We start from the raw sequence: 19,491 nt of genomic DNA, 5'->3' as shown, positions 1-19,491 counted from the left end.
AACGGCCACCACCGCGTCATCGCAGCGACGCTGCCGACGACGACTCGCATGGCGCGCGACATAGGGCATCGCAGCCGCGATCACATTCATCCTCCCCCATCGTCGCAGTCGTCGTCTCCGCCGGCTGCGAACCCGCGTCCATTCCATGGCGCGGCATTGGAGTCAGGCTATTCATCGGGAGATGAAAGTCTATAGGTAAAATTGACAGGCGCTGGTGAATGCGGCGCGCGATGTGAATGCCTGCGACGATCGCGGATGGCTCTCGTGAAACGATCGACACCCGTTCGATCACGCCGTTGCGCGTCAGATTCGAGCTATCCCGACAACGGCGGTGAGCCCCCTCCCCCTTGCGGGGAGGGGTCGGGGGTGGGGGTCCCCCGGGCGATGCTCTCCGATGAGTTCGCGTCGCGACGCGCGATGATGAAGGATGATCGTCGGGAAAGAGTAGGACCTTGCGCAGAACTGAGCTCACTGGGTGTGGACCCCCACCCCCGACCCCTCCCCGCAAGGGGGAGGGGAGCCGACCGTCGTTGCGGTGAGAGCTCCGCCCCAATGAGCAGCTGCTCCAATTACGCCGTGAGCTTCTCCAGCTCCTTGATGATCGCCTCGCCCATCTGCGTGGTCGACGCCGGGGTCGAGCCCTCGGCCTTGATGTCGGCGGTGCGCAGGCCCGACGCCAGCACGGCGGCGATGGCGGCGTCGAGCTTGTCGGCGAGCGCGCCCATGTCGAAGGAGTAGCGCAGCGCCATGCCGAACGAGGTCAGCATCGCGATCGGGTTCGCCAGGCCCTTACCGGCGATATCAGGCGCCGAGCCGTGCACCGGCTCGTACAGCGCGCGGCGCTTGTGGGTCTTGGCGTCGACCTCGCCGAGCGAGGCCGAGGGCAGCATGCCGAGCGAGCCGGTCAGCATCGCCGCGATGTCCGACAGCATGTCGCCGAACAGATTGTCGGTGACGATGACGTCGAACATCTTCGGATATTTCACCAGGTTCATGCCGCCGGAATCGGCGAGCTGGTGCTCGAGCGTGACGTCCTTGTACTCGCGCGCGTGGACGGCGGTGACGACCTCGTTCCAGAGCACGCCCGACTTCATCACGTTGCGCTTCTCCATCGACGTCACCTTGTTCTTGCGCTTGCGCGCCAGATCGAAGGCGACGCGGGCGATGCGCTCGATCTCATAGGTGTCGTAGACCTGGGTATCGATCGCGCGCTTCTGGCCGTTGCCGAGATCGGTGATGGTCTTGGGCTCGCCGAAATACACGCCGCCGGTCAGCTCGCGCACGATCATGATGTCGAGCCCCTCGACGATCTCGCGCTTGAGGCTGGAGGCGTCGGCCAGCGCCGGATAGCAGACGGCGGGACGCAGATTGGCGAACAGGCCGAGATCCTTGCGCAGGCGGAGCAGGCCGGCTTCGGGACGGACCTCGTAGGGAACGCCGTCCCACTTCGGGCCGCCGACGGCGCCGAAGATGATGGCGTCGGCCGCCTTGGCCTTGTCCATGTCGGCTTCGGAGATCGAGGCGCCGTGGGCGTCATAGGCGGCGCCGCCGACCAGGCCGTCTTCGGTCTCGAACGAGGCCAGCCCCTTGCCGTTGAGCCAGCCGATCAGCCGCTTCACCTCGGCCATCACTTCGGGGCCGATGCCGTCGCCGGGCAGCAAAAGGAGCTTCTGGGTCGCCATGGTCGTTATCCTCGCGGAGCTTGTCATGCCCGGGCATCGCCCGGCATCCATCATGCTTGGGATTACCGGCCTGCCGCCGATCCGATCGAGGGCAGGCGGCCGGCAATGCCGCTGTCGAAATCGGCGGAGTGCTAAAGCCCTCCTGCGCCCTTGGCAAGCCACCATTGCCAGGGCATCTCTTCCGGAGCGGGGAGGCGAGCGATAATGTGCTCGATATCAGCCGCCGCGCAGCAGGATTTGCCGGCCGATCGCCGCGCCGGAGCATGTCTTGCCGATCTCCCGTTCCGACCCGACGCCGGCTCATCCGGCGTTGACCAATCTGACGCTCTCGCTCGGGCCGATCATCGGCCTCGGCATCGGCCGCTTCGCCTACGCGCTGGTGCTGCCGGACATGCGGGACACGCTGCACTGGTCGTATTCGGCGGCGGGCTTCATGAACACCGTCAATGCCGCCGGCTACCTGATCGGCGCGCTGATCGCCTCGCAGACGGCGAGGCGGTTCGGCGGCTTGACGGCCGTGCGCGGCGGCACGCTGGCGGCGCTGGCCTCGCTGGTGGTGTGCGCCATGACCGGCGACTTCGTCGCGCTCAGCCTGGCGCGGCTGGTGACCGGGATCGGCGCGGGCGTGGCGCTGGTGGCCGGCGGCGCGGTGGCGGCACGGGTCGCCTTGGCGCGGCCGGCGCAGGCGAGCTTCGTGCTCAGCCTGTTCTATGCCGGGCCGCCGCTCGGCATCGTCATCTCGGGCCTGATCGCGCCGTTCGTGCTGCAGGCGTTCGGGCCGGGCTCATGGTGGATCGTGTGGGCGGTGCTCGCAGGCGTCGGCGTGGCTCTGATCGTGCCGCTGCTCGCGATGCGGCTGCCGGCGAACGCCGCCATGCCGGAGACGCGCGCCGACCGCGTGTCGCTACGGCCGATGGCGATCTATCTGTTCGGCTACTTCCTCTACGGCGCGGGCTATATCGCCTATCTCACCTTCATGATCGCCTATGTGCGCGATCTCGGCGGCGGCGCCGCGGCGCAGTCCGGCTTCTGGTGCCTGATTGGCCTCGCCGGTTTCACCACGCCCTGGGTGTGGCGACGGGTGCTGGCGCTCGACCGCGGCGGCTGGCCGACGGCGCTGATCCTGACGGTGAATGCGATCGGCGCCGCCCTGCCCTCGCTCAGCCATTCGCCTGTCATGCTGACCTTGTCAGCCGCTGTGTTCGGCCTCGCCTTCTCGACCGTCACCACGGCGACGACGGCTTTCGTCCGCTTCAACCTGCCGCAAGCCGCCTGGCCGCGCGCGATTGCGGCGCTGACGATCTCGTTCGGCATCGGGCAAACGCTGGGACCGTTCGCCGTCGGCGCGATCACCGATGCGATGGGGAGTTTGACCTACGCGCTGAATGTCTCGGCGGCGCTGTTGCTGCTCGGCGCGGTGATGGCGGCGATGCAGGGCAGATTGAAACGCATCGATCGCGCCTAACCAACGGTGTCGTCCCGGCGAACGCCGGGACCCATACCGCGGAATCTATCGAGGGATTTGGCTGGCAGTTGCCTGCCTCATCACGGCCGGTGGTTATGGGTCCCGGCTCAAGGCCGGGACGACAGCGGAGGTCGGCGTCGGCATCCGGGCTGTATCGACTGGAGATCAACTCCCGCTGAACGAATTGTACCCCTGGTCTTCCCAATAGCCGCCCTTGTAGTCGTTGGTGACTTCCATCGCGACGACGTATTTCGGGTTCTTGAAGCCGAGCTTGGTCGGCACGCGAATCTTCATCGGATAGCCGTAGGCGCGCGGAAGGATCTGATCGGCGAACTTGAACGTCATCTGGGTCTGCGGATGCAGCGCGGTGCGCATGTCCAGCGGCGAGTTGTAGCCCTGCGCATCGGCGCAGTTGAACCAGACGTATTTCGCCATTGTGTCCGCGCCGATCAGCTTGAGGAAGTCGCGTAAGGGAGTGCCGGTCCAGGAGCCGATCGCGCTCCAGCCTTCGACGCAGATGTGGCGCGTCACCTGCGTGACCTGCGGCAGCGCGTGCAGCTCGTCGAGCGTCCACGACTTCTTGTTGTCGACTAGGCCGCGCACCTCGAGCTTCCAGTCGGCGGCGTCGATCTCCGGCGCCTCGTCGAGCGTGTAGTAGGCGTTGAACGGGAACGGTTTCGTGATCGCGCTCTCTGGGAAGGTCGGCGCCAGCGCGTCCGGATTGAAGATCCAGGACTGCACGGCGTCGTTGAACTTGGAGACCTTCTTGAGCAGCTCCTCGGCGGTGTCGCCGTCGACGACGTCGCAGCCGGTGAGAAGGGTGAGCGCGCCGAGGCTGGCGCCGCCGGTGAGGAAGCGGCGCCGGGTGAGATCGGGCATCACCTTGAGCGAGTCCTTGACGAGAAGCCGCTTGTCGACGCCGGGAATGAGGAACGGACGCTTGGCCATGATGGTCTCTCCTCTCAGCGACCGATGATCATCGCGCGCAGGCTCTTCGGCACCAGCAGCGCGAGCAGGATATGGATGACCAGGAAGGCGCAGATCAGCGCCATGCAGACGAAATGGACGTAGCGCGCCGCCGGATAGTCGCCGAAAAGCGTGACCAGCCAGTGCAACTGCACCGGTTTCCACATCGACAGGCCCGTGAGCACCACGAAGATGCCGACCAGGATGATGCCGAGATAGAGCAGCTTCTGCACCGCGTTGTAGACGGTGAGATCGCCATGCGAGAGCTTGAAGGTCAGCGCAGCCTTGATGTCGGCGAACACGGAAGCCGGCGAGATCGGCAGCAGCTTGCGGCGGAAGCGGCCGGTGGCAAGGCCGGTGACGAGATAAGCGAGGCCGTTGAGCATCAGGAGCCACATCGCGGCGAAGTGCCACAGCAGCGCGCCGCCGAGCCAGCCGCCCAGCGTGATGCTGCGGTCGAAGCGGAAGTCGAACAGCGGCGAGGCGTTGTAGATCTGCCAGCCCGACATGATCATCAGGATCATCGCGACCGCGTTGATCCAGTGCATGACGCGGACCCAGGCCGGCTGGATAACCTTGGTTTGCTGGGTGCTGATCGTCGTATCGGTGGCGGCGATGCTGGACATGGCGGGCTCGATGGTTCGGGGTGGTTCCAGGACGATATACGCCAAAGACTGGCCGCCCGTTACGGGCTCAAACCGGCAAATCGATGCTTTCCGAGCGAAGGCTCTCACAAAAAAGCGAGCCGGGGTGGGCCCGGCTCGCTCGTGGTCACATCCGCGAGGAGGAGGAAGAACGGATGCAACCGGTCTCCAAGGGCTCGATCAGGACGCCGGCATCAGCACGGTGTCGACCACGTGGATGACGCCGTTCGACTGGTTGACGTTCGGGATGGTGACCATCGAGGTGCCGCCCTTGGCGTCGACGATCATGACGTTCTTGCCCTCGCGCTTGACGGTGAGCTGCTCGCCCTCGACCGTCTTCAGCATCTGCCCGTCCTTGAGGTCGGCCGCCTCGAGCTTGCCGGGCACGACGTGATAGGTGAGGATCTTGGTCAGGGTCGCCTTGTTCTCCGGCTTGACGAGCGTATCGACGGTGCCGGCCGGCAGCTTGCCGAAGGCGGTGTTGGTCGGCGCAAACACCGTGAACGGACCCTTGCCTTCCAGCGTCGGCACGAGGCCCGCGGCCTTCACGGCGGCGACCAGCGTGGTGTGATCCTTCGAATTGACCGCGTTCTGCACGATGTTCTTCGACGGATACATCGCCGCGCCTCCGACCATCACGGTCTTCTCCTCGGCGCGGGCGGGCGCAACGGCGATCGAGGTCAGCGACAGCGCGCTGAAGGCGGCGGCGGCGAGGAAGGCAATGCGCTTGGACATGGGTAGCTCCTGAAAGACGGCGGCAGGGCCGCGTTATGAGTTCGACTGCGACACCGATGCTGATGTGAGCGATGGCGCTCTTTGCGTCGTGTCGGGCCGAGCTACGCGCGCTTCGGGAGGCGAGTTTCGCGGCATAATTTAACGTGATCCGTGAAACCAACGGCGGTTGAGATCGTCTCACCGACTCACTGGCCGAGATGTTGCGCGCCGCAATGTCGCAGAGTGACGGAACTACCAGCGCGATGTCGGCCATTGGCTGACGGCGGATCATCGCGCTCGGCCATTAACTACAATGCGAACCGGGCCCGGCCAAACCTGCCGAAAACATTGCGAGTAAGACTTTCTTAAGGTTGATTGGTCGGCACGGCAGCCGGCTGCGGGAAGGGGATGTCCTGCACTGTCCGGCGCGATCGGCGGGGGTTTCCTACAGTGAACAGAACGATCTGGATTGCGGGGTTCTGCCTCGTGATAATCTGCTGCTTGCTTGCAACCAAGATGGTGCTCGCCGCGGCGACGCCCGGCGACATCGGCGAAACGACGTCGTCGCTGATCCGCGAGCCGATCCCCGGCGTTGATACGTTGAGCGAGAGCGATCGCAGCTTCGAGGTTCAGCCGATCGAACTCAACGAAGGCGTACGGCTGCCGCTGGTCTCGAAGGCCGTACGCGCCGAGGGACGGAACGCGTCGGTTGCGCGTCGGGCCAATGCTGCGAACAAGAAGGCCGTGCTGCGTCCGGCCAAGCGCGACGCTGTTTCGGTGAAGAGCGCGGCGGTGCCGTGCAAGCAGCTCGATCCGATCGCGCGCTTCCTCGCCTCGGCCAAGATCGGGCCGCGTTGTCAGGCTTGATGAATCTCAGGCCGAGACAGCCGTGACCACCTGGGCCAGCAGCTGCTCGCGCTTGGTCTGCGAGCGCTGGCCCTTCATGGTGGCGGCGAAGCGTTCGAGGATGCCGTCCTCGAACGCGGTCACGATGGTGTCGTGCACGTAGCTCTTGCGGCAGATCGCCGGCGTGTTGGTGAGCTCGTCGGCGGCGGCGCGGATCGCTTCCAAAATCTGCTTCTTGCGGCCGCGCGCACTTGCCGCCGGCGTGATCCGCGACAGCGTCTCCAGCGCCACGGCCGAAGCCATCAGCGTGCGGAAATCCTTGGCCGAGATCTTGATGCCGGCGATCTCGCGCAGGAACGCGTTCACCTGGGTGGTGGACACCGCGCGCACCACGCCCTGCGCGTCGCGGTACTGGAACATGCGCCGGCCGGGCAGGCCGCGCAGGACGCCGACGGCGCGCACCAGCTTGGTGGCGTCGCATTCCTTGCGCACCGCCTTGCCGCCCTTCGCCTTGAAGGTCAGCACCAGGCAGTCGTCTTCCAGGATGACGTTCGACTTCAACAGCGTCGCGGCGCCGCGGGTGCCGTTGAGGCGCGCATAGGACTCGCTGCCGGGACGGATCGCGGTGCGCGCGATCAGCTCGATCACGGTGGCGAGCGCGAATTCGCGCGTCGGCTCGTCGCCGGCGAGATGCTTCGAGACGGCGCGGCGGATGCGTGGCAGTGCGCCGACCAGCTTCGCCAGCCGATGCGCCTTGCGATGCTCGCGCACCTTTTCCCAATCGGTGTGATAGCGATATTGCAGCCGCCCGGCGGCATCGATGCCGACCGCCTGCAGATGCAGGCTCGGGTCCGGCGCGTAGCGCACCTCGCGATAGGCCGGCGGCACCGCCATCGCATGCAGCCGGCGGATGGTGCCGGCATGGCGGATCTGCGTGCCGTTGGCGCGGATGAAGGTATAGCTCTTGCCGCGCTTGATGCGGCGGATGGTGAGCTCGCTCTGGTCGCCGAGCTTGAGCCCGATCCGCTTGGCCAATTCCTCGACCGTGGTCTTGGCATTGCCTTGCGCATTCGCCGTCTTGGCGTGGGCGAGATCCTTCAAAGTGAGCTTGCGGCGCCCCGGCTTCGGCGGCCATTGGCCCAGCGCCTTCGCGAGCGCGACCTCGGCATCGGCCGCGCCGACCCGGGAGCCCTCGAAATTCTGCTGGTCCATCATTGCTTTAGACGCCCTGCCGTCGTGTTCATCCGCTCAATGCCCCGGGCCGCATTTTGGTTCCGGCCGGGTTATCCACAGCTTGCACGCGATTTAGGGCGTCACAGCGCCAATGGCGAGTCCCTAAATTCAGGCAAAAAGGTCATTGGATACCGCAAACGAGTCTCTATCCAGGTAACCTTGACGATATCAAGCGGATCGCCGGAGTCGGAAAATCCGGCGAACGCAACCTCTGCGCACAAATCTTTGATCCTGCGCAGACCGCCTCCCCGCCGAAGGTTCTACTTGTCTTGCCTTGTCGCCGCCGGTTACGCGGACGCATAGTGGAAACAACGACGGCCTGTGACGGGGTTCATCCGCAGGCCGCATGGTGGAGGGTGTGAAATGTCCGAGAAGATCTACGACGTTCCGGCCGAGTGGGCGAAACGCGCCTTTGTCGACGACGCGAAGTACCAGGAGATGTACGCGCGCTCGATCAAGGACCCCAACGGCTTCTGGGCCGAGCAGGCCAAGCGCGTCGACTGGATCCATGCGCCGACGAAAATCGAGAACGTCTCCTACGCCCCCGGCAACATTTCGATCAAATGGTTCGAGGACGGCGTCCTCAACGCGGCCTACAATTGCATCGATCGCCATCTCGCCACTCGCGGCGACCAGACCGCGATCATCTGGGAAGGCGACGATCCCTCGGACTCGAAGCACATCACCTATCGCCAGCTGCATGACGAAGTGTGCAAGATGGCCAACATCCTGCGCAATCGGAACGTCAAGAAGGGCGACCGCGTCACCATCTATCTGCCGATGATCCCTGAGGCGGCGTATGCGATGCTCGCCTGTGCCCGCATCGGCGCGATCCACTCGGTGGTGTTCGCCGGCTTCTCGCCGGATTCGCTCGCCCAACGCATCAAGGATTGCGACTCCAAGGTCGTCATCACCGCGGACGAGGGCCTGCGGGGCGGCCGCAAGGTGCCGCTCAAGGCGAATGTCGACGCGGCGCTGAACAAGGTCGACAATGTCGACTGGGTCGTGGTGGTCAAGCGTACCGGCGGCAAGATCGAGATGAAGCCCACGCGCGACCTCTGGTACCACGAGGCCGCGGAGATGGTGACGACCGAATGCCCGGTCGAGCACATGAACGCGGAGGATCCGCTGTTCATCCTCTACACCTCGGGCTCGACCGGTCAGCCCAAGGGCGTGCTGCACACCACCGGCGGCTATCTCGTCTACGCCGCGATGACGCACCAATACGTGTTCGACTATCACGAGGGCGACGTCTACTGGTGCACCGCCGACGTCGGCTGGGTCACCGGTCACAGCTACATCCTTTATGGGCCGCTGGCGAACGGCGCCATCACGCTGATGTTCGAAGGCGTGCCGAACTATCCGGACAATTCGCGGTTCTGGAACGTCATCGACAAGCACAAGGTCAACATCTTCTACACCGCGCCGACCGCGATCCGCGCGCTGATGCAGGGCGGCGATGGCCCGGTGACGAAGACCTCGCGCGCGAGCTTGCGCCTGCTCGGCTCGGTCGGCGAGCCGATCAATCCGGAAGCCTGGGAATGGTATCACCGCGTCGTCGGCGACGGACGCTGCCCGATCGTCGACACCTGGTGGCAGACCGAGACCGGCGGCATCCTGATCACCCCGCTGCCCGGCGCGACCAAGCTCAAGCCGGGCTCGGCGACGCGGCCGTTCTTCGGCGTGGTGCCGGAGATCGTGGATGCCGACGGCAAGCCGCTGGAGGGCGCGACCGAAGGCAATCTCTGCCTGACCCGCTCCTGGCCCGGCCAGATGCGCACGGTCTATGGCGACCATGCCCGCTTCGAGATGACCTACTTCTCGACCTACAAGGGCAAGTACTTCACCGGCGACGGCTGCCGCCGCGACGCCGACGGCTACTACTGGATCACCGGACGCGTCGACGACGTCATCAACGTCTCCGGCCACCGCATGGGCACCGCCGAGGTCGAGAGCGCGCTGGTCGCGCACGCCAAGGTCTCCGAGGCTGCCGTGGTCGGCTATCCCCACGACATCAAGGGCCAGGGCATCTACGCCTATGTCACCCTGATGGCCGGGGAGACGCCGAGCGAGGAGCTGCGCAAGGAGCTCGTCGCCTGGGTGCGCAAGGAGATCGGCCCGATCGCCTCGCCCGACCAGATCCAGTTCTCGCAGGGGCTGCCCAAGACCCGCTCCGGCAAGATCATGCGCCGCATCCTGCGCAAGATCGCCGAGGACGAGCCGGGCGCGCTGGGCGACACCTCGACGCTCGCCGACCCCGCTGTCGTCGACGACCTCGTGCAGCACCGGCAGAACCGCAAGGAGAAGCAGGCCTAGCGCATGCCTGCGGCACCTGTCAGGAAACGATTCGAGAACGCGGCCCGGATGGGCTGCGTTCTCTTGGTTTTGGCGGCAGGAATCGGCCCGTCGGCGGCGCAATTGATGCCGCAGTCGCCGGAGCTGAAGGCCTCGACCGCATTCTTCTACAAGGATCCGCGCGTCGAAAGCCTCGTCAACGTCTTCGCGACCTTGAAGTCGGAAGGTCGCGATTGGACCCACTACCCGCCGGTCACCGGCCTGCTGGCGCGGTCGTTCGTGCTGCATCCTGATTGGATCGAGCGGCTGGCGCCGCCGGCAGACGACGGCAAGGCGGCCTCGGCGTTCCTCGCCGCTCTCAAGCTCTCGGGCCATGCCACTGATGCCAGCAAGTATCGCGACCGCTTTGGCGCCGACGGCCTGGACTCCACGCTGGAGGATCAGTTCCGCCGCGCCCCTGCCCGGCTCGAGGACATCGACATCAGGACGCCGACCGACCTGGACCTGCTGTGGGGCGCCTCCTTTGTCGAGGGGGATGGCCGCTACGTCCGCATGATCCTCGACTTCTTCGCCTCGATCACCAATCAGTCCGAGCTGATCGCGCTCGACACCGCGCGGATCACCGTGGCCATGGTCGGCGGCCCGAAGGACATCTACGACCAGCTGAAGCAGCGCTATGACGCTGCCCAACGTGGCCGGATGGTCGTTGCAGCCGCCGCATTGTGGGCGGTCGGCGCGAATGCACGCCAGCACGACTACGTCCGAGAGACGACGGCAAACTATATCCGTGACCACAAGGGTGAGTCAGCCGTGCGAGCGCTCTCAGCGATCACCGGGCTCAAATGAGACTGAGGTCCGCGGACAGACCGATCATCGGCCCGTAAGCTCGAGCAGAGAGTCCCAGCAGCAAGTCGCCGGTCAGCCACAATTCCAGCCGGGTGTTGTTTTTCGGTCATTTACTTGCAGACGAAGTTTTCATTTCCTCGAGCCATCCGAGTGCTCCCGTCTGGGGGAACGCGACGGCGGAACGGGCTTAAGGGGATGACGATGCGGATGGGAGCGGTTGGGCTGGCCGTGAAGGCCGCGATGGTGGCAGCGTCGGCACTGGGCGCCCTGGTGGCCGCGAGCGGGACAGCGACCGCGCGTCCCGAACTGGTCGGCATCGCCGGCGACTATTCGCCCGGCACGATCGTCGTCAAGACCGGCGAGCGGAAGCTCTATCTCGTGCTCGATGGCACCCACGCCATGCGCTACACGGTCGGCGTCGGCAAGGCCGGGCGGCAATGGGCCGGCACCACGAAGATCGACGGCAAGTACAAATATCCCGCCTGGGCGCCGCCGGCCGCCGTCAAGCGCGACAAGCCGAACATTCCCGACGTAATCGCCGGGGGCTCGCCGCAGAATCCGATGGGCGTTGCGGCCATGACCCTGGCGGGCGGCGAATATGCGATCCACGGCACCAATGTGCCCGGCTCGGTCGGCGGCTTCGTCTCCTACGGGTGCATCCGCATGCTCAATCCCGACATCACCGATCTCTACGAGCGGGTGTCGATCGGCACCACGGTGGTGGTGACGCGCTAGAGAACGCCGGCCGATTCCGTGGGAATTCCGCCCGGAGAATAAAGCTCCCTCTCAACGGTTCCTGCGTGGAACTTTTTACCTGTAGTTGTACGGCTTGCGGTATTTATATCTTCTTTAATCTTGGTTGAGCCTACTACGCCCCTACAACTCTGGGGTGGGTGGGAATGTTGGGGTTCAATTTCAAGATCGGAACAAAGCTCGGCATCACAGCCGGAATCGGCGTGGTTCTGGTGGCGGGCATGCTGGCCAACCAGATCGTCGGCAACCAGTCGATCGCCGAACTGACTCGCTTGGCCGTCATCAACATGGCCAACAAGTCCAATGCGCAGGGGGCCGACGCGGCGCTGCTGCGCGCTCAGCTCAACCAGCAGGACATCGCCCGCGCGACGACGCCGGACCGGCTGCAGGCGAGCCTGCAGGCTCTCCAAGGCAATCTCGCTGCGGCCGGCAATGAAGTCGAGGCTGCACGCCAGCGTGCGACCCGTGCGGTGGCGCAGCAGCTGTACGCCGAGATCCGCCAGTACATCGACAAGTCTGCCGCCGCCGGCGCCGACTTCGCCAAGGCGCGCGGCGACGTGCTCGCCAAGATCGCGGCCCGCAGCCAGGCCTTCGATGCCTGGACGCGCAGCTTTCCGAAGCTGACCGCGCTGCCCAGCCTGCTCGCCTCGCCCGTGCATTTCAGCATCGAGGCCGAGCTGCGCACCGCCGATGCCGCCATGGCATCGGTGAGCGCGGCGAGCTGGCGCTTCGGAACGACGGCCGACCCGGTGCAACGGGACATCGTGACCAACGGCTTGGAGACCTTGCTCGCCGACCTGCAGAAATCCCGTGAACTCACCAACAACAAGGACGTCCAGGCCGGCATCGACGAGCTGATCACCATCGCGACCGCCTTCAAGGCGGCGGCGCTGGACTACTTCAAGGCCGACGAGGCGAGCCGGCGCATCTTGGAGGAGACCGTCGTCACCGCCGACCAGGAGATCAGGAAGCGCCTCGGCGAGGGCGTCAAGATCGCCACCGATATGCTGTCGCTGCGTCAGAGCCAATTGTCCGGGGAGATGGAGCGCGTCGGCAGGGTGGCGATCCTGGTCGGCGCATTGGTGGTTCTGATCCTGATCGGATCGGCCGTGTTCTCCTCGCTCACCATCGCCCGCCCGATCCGGCGCGTCGGCGACGTGCTGCTCGAGCTCGCCGGCGGCAACAAGGCGGTCGAGATTCCCTACACGCAACGCGGCGACGAGGTCGGCGACAACGCCCGCGCGGCCCGCACCTTCAAGGACAATCTGATCCGCATCGAGCAGATGGAGCAGGATCAGAAGAACCGGGACAAGATCGCGGCGCAGCAGCGCAAGGCGGAGATGATGAAGCTCGCTGACGCCTTCCAGGCGGCCGTCGGCGGCATCGTCACCACCGTGTCCTCGGCGGCGCATCAGCTCGAGGGCGCGGCCGGCACCCTGTCGGGCACGGCCAACCAGACGCAGTCGCTGTCCAGCATGGTCGCCGCCGCATCGGAGGAAGCCTCCACCAATGTCGGCGCGGTCGCCTCCGCCACCGAGGAGATGAGCGCCTCGGTCACCGAGATCAGCCGCCAGGTGCACGATTCCAGCCGCATCGCCAATGAGGCTGTCAAGCAGGCCGAGCGCACCGACGGCCGCATCAACGAGCTGCAATCGGCCGCCGGCCGCATCGGCGACGTCGTCAAGCTGATCACCGCGATTGCCGAGCAGACCAACCTGCTGGCGCTGAATGCGACCATCGAGGCCGCGCGTGCCGGAGAATCCGGACGCGGCTTCGCCGTGGTCGCGAGCGAGGTCAAGGCGCTCGCGGCGCAGACGGCGAAAGCCACCGAAGACATCGGCACGCAGATCGCGGGGATGCAGGCGGCAACACAGGAGTCGGTGGCGGCGATCAAGGAAATCGGCGCGACCATCACGCAGATCTCCGACATCGCGGCCACCATCGCCGCCACGGTCGAACAACAGGGCGCCGCGACGCGCGAGATCGCCCGCAATGTCGGCGAAGCCGCCAAAGGGACAGCCGAAGTGGCGCAGCGGATCACGGAAGTGAACCGCGGCGCGAGCGCCACCGGAACGGCCTCCGGCCAGGTGCTCGACTCCGCGCGATCGCTGACGCACCAGAGCAGCAGTCTCAAAGTGGAGGTCGAGAGGTTCCTCGACACGGTTCGCGCGGCCTGATCGATCGGCGCGGCCGCGCCCCGCACTCATTGCATCCCGAAGCACATTTTCAATCCAATTTTGAAACTCAGACAGGGGCAGGCACATGCTTCTCGACGTGACGTCGGCTGATTCCATTGCAGAGATGGCCACTCTGATCCGGACTGGGCACCCATCCCTCGACACCATGCCGCTGGCCCCGGTCGGCGCGTTCCAGAGCAGGACCGTCACGCTGGAAACGCTGATGCGCGAGGTGACGGAGTGTCTCGCCGCGGGGTTCCGGCAGCGCCCGGCGCAGGACTTTCCGATGCTCACCTTCGCCTGCGGCAAGGCCCGCGTCGGCTCGACGGCGCTGAGCAACCTGTTCGGCATGACCGGGATGCCGTCCTACTATCAGCCGCTGAAGGCGATGCTGCGCGACGCGATGGTCGGTCGGCCGCTCACGCCCTGGATCATTCCGTCTTCGGCCGACGAGCCGAACCTGTTCAGCAAGGAGACGATCGGCCCCTATGTCGTCGCGGAAAGCCTGTTCAATCCGCTGCAGCTGCTGATCGATGCGGGCTATCCGAGCCACCGGCTGCATCTGATCTCGCTCGACCGCGAACCGGAGAGCGCGCTCGCGTCCTGGCTCGACAAGCTGATCTCGCGCGCCTCGGACAGCACGCTGCTGGCGCATTATGTCATCGCCGCGCTGAGCGCGGCACGCGTTTCAGATTACGCCAGGCAGCACGGCGTCCCGGTCACTCATTACGTCTACGAAGTCAGCAAGGAGCCGATCTCATCGGTGCGCGTGCTGTTCGACCGTCTCGGCCTGTCGGCAAACTTCGCCGAAGACGCCGTGACGAGCTGGCAGCCGCCCGGACAGGGGCACGCGACCAATGCGCGCGTCATCTTTCCGAGCGAGGCTGCGATCTACAAGGTGCCCAATCTCCACACCTCCGACAACGCCTATCGGTACCAGCCTCGCGCGACAGGCGCCGTGAATCCGGCTCAGCTCGAGCTGTTGGAGCGCTGCGGTGTCAACGACGTCTACCGCGCTTCGGTCGCCGCCTGCATCCGCGATCTCGACCTGAACGCGACGACGGCGGCGCGGCTGTTCGGCGAGCGCGCGGGGGTGGCGGCATGAATGGGACAGTTCATCAAGCCCCCGGGATCGTTCCCATGCCCGCTCCGGAAGCGGCTGATCCGCAGCCATTGGTGCTCAGCCATCTGCGCCGACTCGAAGCCGAGAGCATCGCCATCCTGCGCGAGGTCGCGGCCGAGTTTCGCAACCCTGTGATGCTGTATTCGATCGGCAAGGACTCCTCGGTGCTGCTGCACCTGGCGATGAAGGCATTCCATCCCGGCAAGCCGCCGTTTCCGCTGCTGCACATCGACACCACCTGGAAGTTTCGCGACATGATCGCGTTCCGGGACCAGCGCGTGCGCGAGCTCGGACTCGAGCTGCTCGTGCACGTCAATCCGGAAGGGCTTGCCCAGCGCATCGACCCGTTCGTCCATGGCTCGGCGCTCTACACCGACGTCATGAAGACGCAGGCGCTGCGACAGGCGCTCGACATGCACGGCTTCGACGCCGCCATCGGCGGCGCGCGCCGCGACGAGGAGAAATCGCGCGCCAAGGAGCGCATCTTCTCCCATCGCAGCATCACCCATCGCTGGGATCCGAAGAACCAGCGGCCCGAGCTCTGGTCGCTCTACAACACCCTGCTCGCGCCCGGCGAGAGCATGCGGGTCTTCCCGCTCTCGAACTGGACCGAGCTCGACGTGTGGGACTACATCCAGCTCGAGAACATTCCGATCGTGCCGCTGTATTTCGCCAGCCTGCGGCCGGTGGTCGAGCGCGACGGCGCGTTGATCATGGTCGATGACGAACGCATGCCGCTGCGGCCGGGCGAAACGCCGGAATGGCGTTCGATCCGCTTCCGCACGCTCGGTTGCTATCCGCTGACCGGCGCTGTGCCGTCGACCGCATCCGACCTCGCCGCCATCGTGCACGAGATGATGGCGTCCCGCACCTCCGAGCGACAGGGCCGCGTGATCGATCGCGACAGCACGGCCTCGATGGAGCGCAAGAAGGTGGAGGGCTATTTCTGATGGCCGTTCATCACGCCATCGCCGCACGGGCGCACGAGCCGGCAACAACGCACGCCCAGGACAAGCCGACCCTGCGTCTCGTCACCTGCGGCAGCGTCGACGACGGCAAGAGCACGCTGGTCGGACGGCTGCTGTATGATTCGAAGATGCTGCTCGACGACCAGCTCGACGCACTCAGCGCCGACAGCAAGGTGGCGGGCACCACGGGGCCGGCGCTGGATTTCGCCCTGCTGGTCGACGGCCTGCAGGCCGAGCGCGAGCAGGGCATCACGATCGACGTCGCCTACCGGTTCTTCGCGACACGGCGCCGCCGCTTCGTCGTCGCCGATACGCCCGGCCATGTTCAATATACGCGCAATATGGCGACCGGCGCCTCGCAGGCCGATCTCGCGGTGGTGCTGATCGACGCCCGCAAGGGGGTCATCAGCCAGACACGCCGCCACAGCCATATCCTGGCTCTGCTCGGCGTGCGTCACGTCCTGGTCGCCGTGAACAAGATGGATCTCGTCGGCTTCGATGCCGACCGCTTCACCGCGATTGCGATCGCCTTCCGCACCATGGCCGGGCAACTCGGCATCGCCGACGTGCAATGCATTCCCGTGGTGGCCTGCGACGGCGACAACATCATCAACGGCAGCGCGCGCATGCCCTGGTATGACGGGCCGAGCGTGATGGACCATCTCGAACAGGTCGATGTGTCCGACGGCATTGCCAGCCGGCCGTTCCGCTTTCCGGTGCAATGGGTCAATCGGCCGAATGCGGAGTTTCGCGGCTTCAGCGGCCGCGTTGCCGGCGGCGCGATTCGCTGCGGCGATCCCGTGGTCGTGCAGCCCTCGGGACGACGCAGCCGCGTCTCCGGCATCGTCACGGCCGACGGCCGTCTGCAGCAGGCCGTCTCCGGACAATCGGTGACATTGCTGCTCGCCGATGAGATCGACGCGAGCCGCGGCGATGTGCTCACCTCCGGCACCGCGCCCTTGGTCACCGACCACATCACGGCGCAGTTGATCTGGTTCGACGACGAGGCGATGCGGCCCGGCCGCCGCTATTTGCTCAAATCGGGAACGTCATCGATCGGCGCCACGGTCGCGACGATGAAGCATCGCGTCGACATCGAGACGATGGCGCAGGAGGCTGCGTCCACGCTCGATGCCAACGAGATCGGCTGCGTCGAGATCGCGCTCGACCGGCCACTGGTCTGCGATGCCTATCGCGACAATCGCGATCTCGGCAGCTTCATCCTGATCGACCCGTTCAGCCGGCACACGGTGGCGGCCGGCCTGATCGATGCGCCGCTGCGCCGGCCCGCCAACATCAGCTGGCACCCGACAACGGTCGACAAATCGGTGCGTGCCCGCCTCAAGCAGCAGAAGCCCTGTGTGCTCTGGTTGACCGGACTGAGCGGCGCCGGCAAGTCGACGATCGCCAATCTCGTCGACCGGCGGCTGTGCGAGCTCGGCCGTCACACCGCGCTGCTCGACGGCGACAATCTGCGCCATGGCATCAACCGTGATCTCGGCTTCACGCCGGAGGCGCGGGTCGAGAACATCCGGCGGGTGACAGAGATCGCTGCGCTGTTCGTCGAGGCCGGCCTGATCACGCTGGTGTCGCTGATCTCGCCGTTCCGCGCCGACCGAGCCATGGCGCGCAAGCGCTTTGCCGAGGGCGAGTTCATCGAGGTCCACGTCGCGACCGCGCTCGCCACCTGCGAGGCGCGCGATCCCAAGGGCCTCTACAAGCGGGCACGCGCCGGGGAGCTGTCGAACTTCACCGGGATCGACCAGGCATACGAAACCCCGGAGAGCCCGGACATTACGATCGATGGGGCCGTCCTGTCGGCAGAGGCTGCGGCCGAGCTGATCGTCCGGCATCTGCGCGCGCATCACTATGTCTGACGTGCGGATGAGCCGTGGGCATCAAACGTCGGGCATCAAAAGTCGGAGATGATGCCCTTCCTCTCCCAATCGCCGTAACGGGTCGGTTCCGGACCCTTCGGTCCCTGCAGCTCCGTGGGCATCGGCGTCTTCGCCTGCTCGGCCGCGAGACGCCGGCGCTCCTCCGCTTCGGCAAGCGCGCGTTGCGCCGCCGGGCTCAGCGGCTTGCGCGGTGCCTCGTTGCTGGCCACCAGCGTCAAGGCAGGCTTGCCTTTCAGCTCGTTGTTCGGCTCGTCGCTCATTGTACTATTCCACCGTTACACCGGGTCATTGCTGACCTCATCAGATCGTGTGCCCACGTCAGACAAAACAGGTCTAAAAAAAGCAGAGCCGATTCTTACATTTGGCATATTCCCGTGGCAGTGGTCCCGCAAGCTGATGGCATGCACCCGATCGTCGCGGAACTGCCTTTCTTCTTTCGCGAGTAATTCCCAGGCATGCCTCCGCCGCGTTTTGCGACTCCTTCCGAAGTTCCCGGCCTTGCGGCCCGACGCATCGCCGCCGATGTCGTCGACGGCGTGCTGCACAAGCATCGCACGCTCGACGACCAGCTCGATGGCAGCGGCGCGCATCCCGGCCTCAAGCATCTCGCCGACCGCGACCGCGCGTTGATGCGCCGCCTCGTCGCGACGACGCTGCGCCGGCTCGGCACGCTCGGAAACGTGCTGTCGCGGCTGTTGGATCGCGGCATCCCGACCGACGCGCCGCGGGCGCAGAGCGCGCTGCTGATCGGCGCTGCGCAGATCCTGTGGATGGATGTGCCGGATCATGCCGCCGTCGATCTGTCGGTGCGGCTGGTCCAGGCCGATCGGCGCGCGGCGAAATACGCGGGCCTCGTCAACGCCGTGCTGCGGCGCTGCGCGCGCGAGGGAGCGGCGCTGCTCGACGATGCGAAGGGCCAACCGCTCGACATCGCGCCCTGGCTGCTGAAGCGCTGGATCGATCATTACGGTGAGGCCACCGCCAAGGACATTGCCGCCGCGCTCGGCCAGGAGCCGTCGCTGGATCTCACCGTGAAGTCCGATCCGGCCCAGTGGGCCGCGCGACTGCATGGCGAGGTGCTGCCGACCGGCACCGTGCGCACCCTGCTGCACGGCTCGGTGACGGTGCTGCCCGGCTTTTCCGAGGGACAATGGTGGGTGCAGGACGCCGCAGCGGCGCTGCCTGCGCGCCTGCTCGGCGACGTCAGCGGCAAGACCATTGCCGATCTCTGCGCCGCGCCGGGCGGCAAGACGGCTCAGCTCGCCCATGGCGGCGCCCGCGTGACCGCGGTCGACCGTTCGCCGGCGCGAATGAACCGGCTGAAAGAGAACATGACGCGGCTGCAGCTGACGGCCGAGACCGTCGTCGCCGACGCCGCGGAATGGCAGCCGGCCGAGGCCGGCGGTTTCGACGGCCTGCTGCTGGATGCGCCGTGCACCTCGACCGGCACGATCCGCCGCCACCCGGATGTGGGCTGGCTGCGCACCGAGGCAGACATCACCGCGCTGTCGGGCCTGCAGGCGCGGCTGCTGACACGGGCGGCCAGCCTGCTCAAGCCGGGCGGCACCCTGGTTTATTGCACCTGCTCGCTCGAGCCCGAGGAAGGTGAGCAGCTGGTCGACGGCGTCCTGGCCGCTGGCAGCGAGCTTCGCCGCGTTCCCATCACCGCGAGCGAGGTGGCGGGCCTGGCCGAACTGGTGACGCCTGCGGGCGATCTGCGAACGCTGCCCTGCCATCTGCCGCACGAGGATCCGCGGCTCGGCGGCCTCGACGGTTTTTATGCGGCGAGGCTGGAGCGCAGGCCATGAGCGTGGCATCGTGTGCGCAATCTATGGCTGCCCGGTGACGGTAGCCGGTTGAGGGCGTCGGTGTTGCGTCCGT

The 19,491-nt window shown here is 66.1% G+C and carries 16 protein-coding genes; 10 read left to right on the top strand and 6 right to left on the bottom strand.

From position 1 onward, the window contains the following. Positions 1–569 precede the first annotated feature (569 nt). Positions 570–1,682: a 3-isopropylmalate dehydrogenase gene (gene leuB / locus NLR35_RS32220; RefSeq protein ID WP_257170578.1), complete on the bottom strand. Its 1,113-nt coding sequence runs from the start codon at positions 1,680–1,682 to the stop codon at positions 570–572. Positions 1,683–1,950: 268 nt separating this feature from the next. Here leuB and NLR35_RS32215 point away from each other — a divergent pair, with 268 nt between their 5' ends. Next, positions 1,951–3,147 (top strand): MFS transporter, encoded by a 1,197-nt coding sequence (locus NLR35_RS32215; RefSeq protein WP_257170577.1) that lies wholly within the window; start codon positions 1,951–1,953, stop codon positions 3,145–3,147. 165 nt (positions 3,148–3,312) lie between these two features. Here the strand turns inward: NLR35_RS32215 and NLR35_RS32210 are convergent, their stop codons facing one another. From NLR35_RS32210 to NLR35_RS32200, 3 genes are all read right to left on the bottom strand, one after another. Continuing rightward, entirely contained in the window at positions 3,313–4,095 is a 783-nt protein-coding gene (locus NLR35_RS32210; protein ID WP_257170576.1) for a molybdopterin-dependent oxidoreductase, read from the bottom strand. A gap of 14 nt (positions 4,096–4,109) precedes the next feature. After that, complete coding sequence (locus NLR35_RS32205) at positions 4,110–4,739, bottom strand: cytochrome b/b6 domain-containing protein (protein WP_257170575.1); 630 nt, start codon at positions 4,737–4,739, stop codon at positions 4,110–4,112. A gap of 198 nt (positions 4,740–4,937) precedes the next feature. After that, positions 4,938–5,492, bottom strand: a complete 555-nt coding sequence (locus tag NLR35_RS32200; protein WP_257170574.1) for a fasciclin domain-containing protein — start codon at positions 5,490–5,492, stop codon at positions 4,938–4,940. A 480-nt stretch (positions 5,493–5,972) separates the two neighbouring features. Between NLR35_RS32200 and NLR35_RS32195 the strand changes: the two genes are divergently transcribed. Beyond that, positions 5,973–6,338 carry a hypothetical protein gene (locus NLR35_RS32195; RefSeq protein ID WP_257170573.1) on the top strand — a complete coding sequence of 122 codons (366 nt, stop codon included), beginning with the start codon at positions 5,973–5,975 and terminating at the stop codon, positions 6,336–6,338. Between the two features lie 6 nt (positions 6,339–6,344). Here NLR35_RS32195 and NLR35_RS32190 read toward each other — a convergent pair whose 3' ends face one another. After that, positions 6,345–7,532: a DNA topoisomerase IB gene (locus NLR35_RS32190; protein ID WP_257170572.1), complete on the bottom strand. Its 1,188-nt coding sequence runs from the start codon at positions 7,530–7,532 to the stop codon at positions 6,345–6,347. 381 nt (positions 7,533–7,913) lie between these two features. Between NLR35_RS32190 and acs the strand changes: the two genes are divergently transcribed. The 7 genes from acs (at position 7,914) to cysN (ending at position 17,589) form a co-directional block, all read left to right on the top strand. Beyond that, a complete protein-coding gene (gene acs, locus NLR35_RS32185; protein ID WP_257170571.1) occupies positions 7,914–9,866 on the top strand; it encodes an acetate--CoA ligase in 1,953 nt (650 codons plus the stop codon). 3 nt (positions 9,867–9,869) lie between these two features. After that, on the top strand, positions 9,870–10,691 hold the full coding sequence (locus tag NLR35_RS32180) for a hypothetical protein (RefSeq protein ID WP_257170570.1): 822 nt from the start codon (positions 9,870–9,872) through the stop codon (positions 10,689–10,691). Positions 10,692–10,892: 201 nt separating this feature from the next. Continuing rightward, positions 10,893–11,426 (top strand): L,D-transpeptidase, encoded by a 534-nt coding sequence (locus tag NLR35_RS32175; RefSeq protein WP_257170569.1) that lies wholly within the window; start codon positions 10,893–10,895, stop codon positions 11,424–11,426. A 164-nt stretch (positions 11,427–11,590) separates the two neighbouring features. Further along, positions 11,591–13,621: a methyl-accepting chemotaxis protein gene (locus tag NLR35_RS32170; RefSeq protein WP_257170568.1), complete on the top strand. Its 2,031-nt coding sequence runs from the start codon at positions 11,591–11,593 to the stop codon at positions 13,619–13,621. A gap of 85 nt (positions 13,622–13,706) precedes the next feature. Further along, positions 13,707–14,726, top strand: coding sequence for a sulfotransferase family protein (locus tag NLR35_RS32165; protein ID WP_257170567.1), 1,020 nt, complete (start codon positions 13,707–13,709; stop codon positions 14,724–14,726). A 35-nt stretch (positions 14,727–14,761) separates the two neighbouring features. After that, positions 14,762–15,694, top strand: coding sequence for a sulfate adenylyltransferase subunit CysD (cysD, locus tag NLR35_RS32160; RefSeq protein ID WP_257170566.1), 933 nt, complete (start codon positions 14,762–14,764; stop codon positions 15,692–15,694). Then, positions 15,694–17,589, top strand: coding sequence for a sulfate adenylyltransferase subunit CysN (gene cysN / locus NLR35_RS32155; RefSeq protein WP_257170565.1), 1,896 nt, complete (start codon positions 15,694–15,696; stop codon positions 17,587–17,589). Before cysD ends, cysN begins: the two co-directional genes overlap by 1 nt. A 35-nt stretch (positions 17,590–17,624) precedes the next feature. On the opposite strand, the gene NLR35_RS32150 is transcribed toward cysN, so the two are convergent. Then, positions 17,625–17,819, bottom strand: a complete 195-nt coding sequence (locus NLR35_RS32150; protein WP_374940876.1) for a DUF1674 domain-containing protein — start codon at positions 17,817–17,819, stop codon at positions 17,625–17,627. 246 nt (positions 17,820–18,065) lie between these two features. On the opposite strand from NLR35_RS32150, the gene NLR35_RS32145 reads away from it, so the two are divergent. Further along, a complete protein-coding gene (locus tag NLR35_RS32145) occupies positions 18,066–19,418 on the top strand; it encodes an RsmB/NOP family class I SAM-dependent RNA methyltransferase (RefSeq protein WP_257170563.1) in 1,353 nt (450 codons plus the stop codon). Positions 19,419–19,491: the final 73 nt, after the last annotated feature.

Origin of the sequence: Bradyrhizobium sp. SRS-191, from assembly GCF_024586915.1 — a bacterium.
Lineage (GTDB): Bacteria > Pseudomonadota > Alphaproteobacteria > Rhizobiales > Xanthobacteraceae > Bradyrhizobium.
Note: the sequence above shows the minus strand (reverse complement) of the source record. Positions and strands in the feature narration are given on the sequence as shown.

Excerpts from the sequence above, each read along its gene's own strand:
- NLR35_RS32190 (WP_257170572.1), bottom strand. The coding sequence starts at position 7,532 with ATGATGGACCAGCAGAATTTCGAGGGCTCCCGGGTCGGCGCGGCCGAT.
- NLR35_RS32170 (WP_257170568.1), top strand. The coding sequence starts at position 11,591 with ATGTTGGGGTTCAATTTCAAGATCGGAACAAAGCTCGGCATCACAGCC.
- NLR35_RS32165 (WP_257170567.1), top strand. The coding sequence starts at position 13,707 with ATGCTTCTCGACGTGACGTCGGCTGATTCCATTGCAGAGATGGCCACT.
- NLR35_RS32205 (WP_257170575.1), bottom strand. The coding sequence starts at position 4,739 with ATGTCCAGCATCGCCGCCACCGATACGACGATCAGCACCCAGCAAACC.
- NLR35_RS32200 (WP_257170574.1), bottom strand. The coding sequence starts at position 5,492 with ATGTCCAAGCGCATTGCCTTCCTCGCCGCCGCCGCCTTCAGCGCGCTG.
- leuB (WP_257170578.1), bottom strand. The coding sequence starts at position 1,682 with ATGGCGACCCAGAAGCTCCTTTTGCTGCCCGGCGACGGCATCGGCCCC.
- cysD (WP_257170566.1), top strand. The coding sequence starts at position 14,762 with ATGCCCGCTCCGGAAGCGGCTGATCCGCAGCCATTGGTGCTCAGCCAT.
- NLR35_RS32210 (WP_257170576.1), bottom strand. The coding sequence starts at position 4,095 with ATGGCCAAGCGTCCGTTCCTCATTCCCGGCGTCGACAAGCGGCTTCTC.
- NLR35_RS32175 (WP_257170569.1), top strand. The coding sequence starts at position 10,893 with ATGCGGATGGGAGCGGTTGGGCTGGCCGTGAAGGCCGCGATGGTGGCA.
- cysN (WP_257170565.1), top strand. The coding sequence starts at position 15,694 with ATGGCCGTTCATCACGCCATCGCCGCACGGGCGCACGAGCCGGCAACA.
- acs (WP_257170571.1), top strand. The coding sequence starts at position 7,914 with ATGTCCGAGAAGATCTACGACGTTCCGGCCGAGTGGGCGAAACGCGCC.
- NLR35_RS32180 (WP_257170570.1), top strand. The coding sequence starts at position 9,870 with ATGCCTGCGGCACCTGTCAGGAAACGATTCGAGAACGCGGCCCGGATG.
- NLR35_RS32145 (WP_257170563.1), top strand. The coding sequence starts at position 18,066 with ATGCCTCCGCCGCGTTTTGCGACTCCTTCCGAAGTTCCCGGCCTTGCG.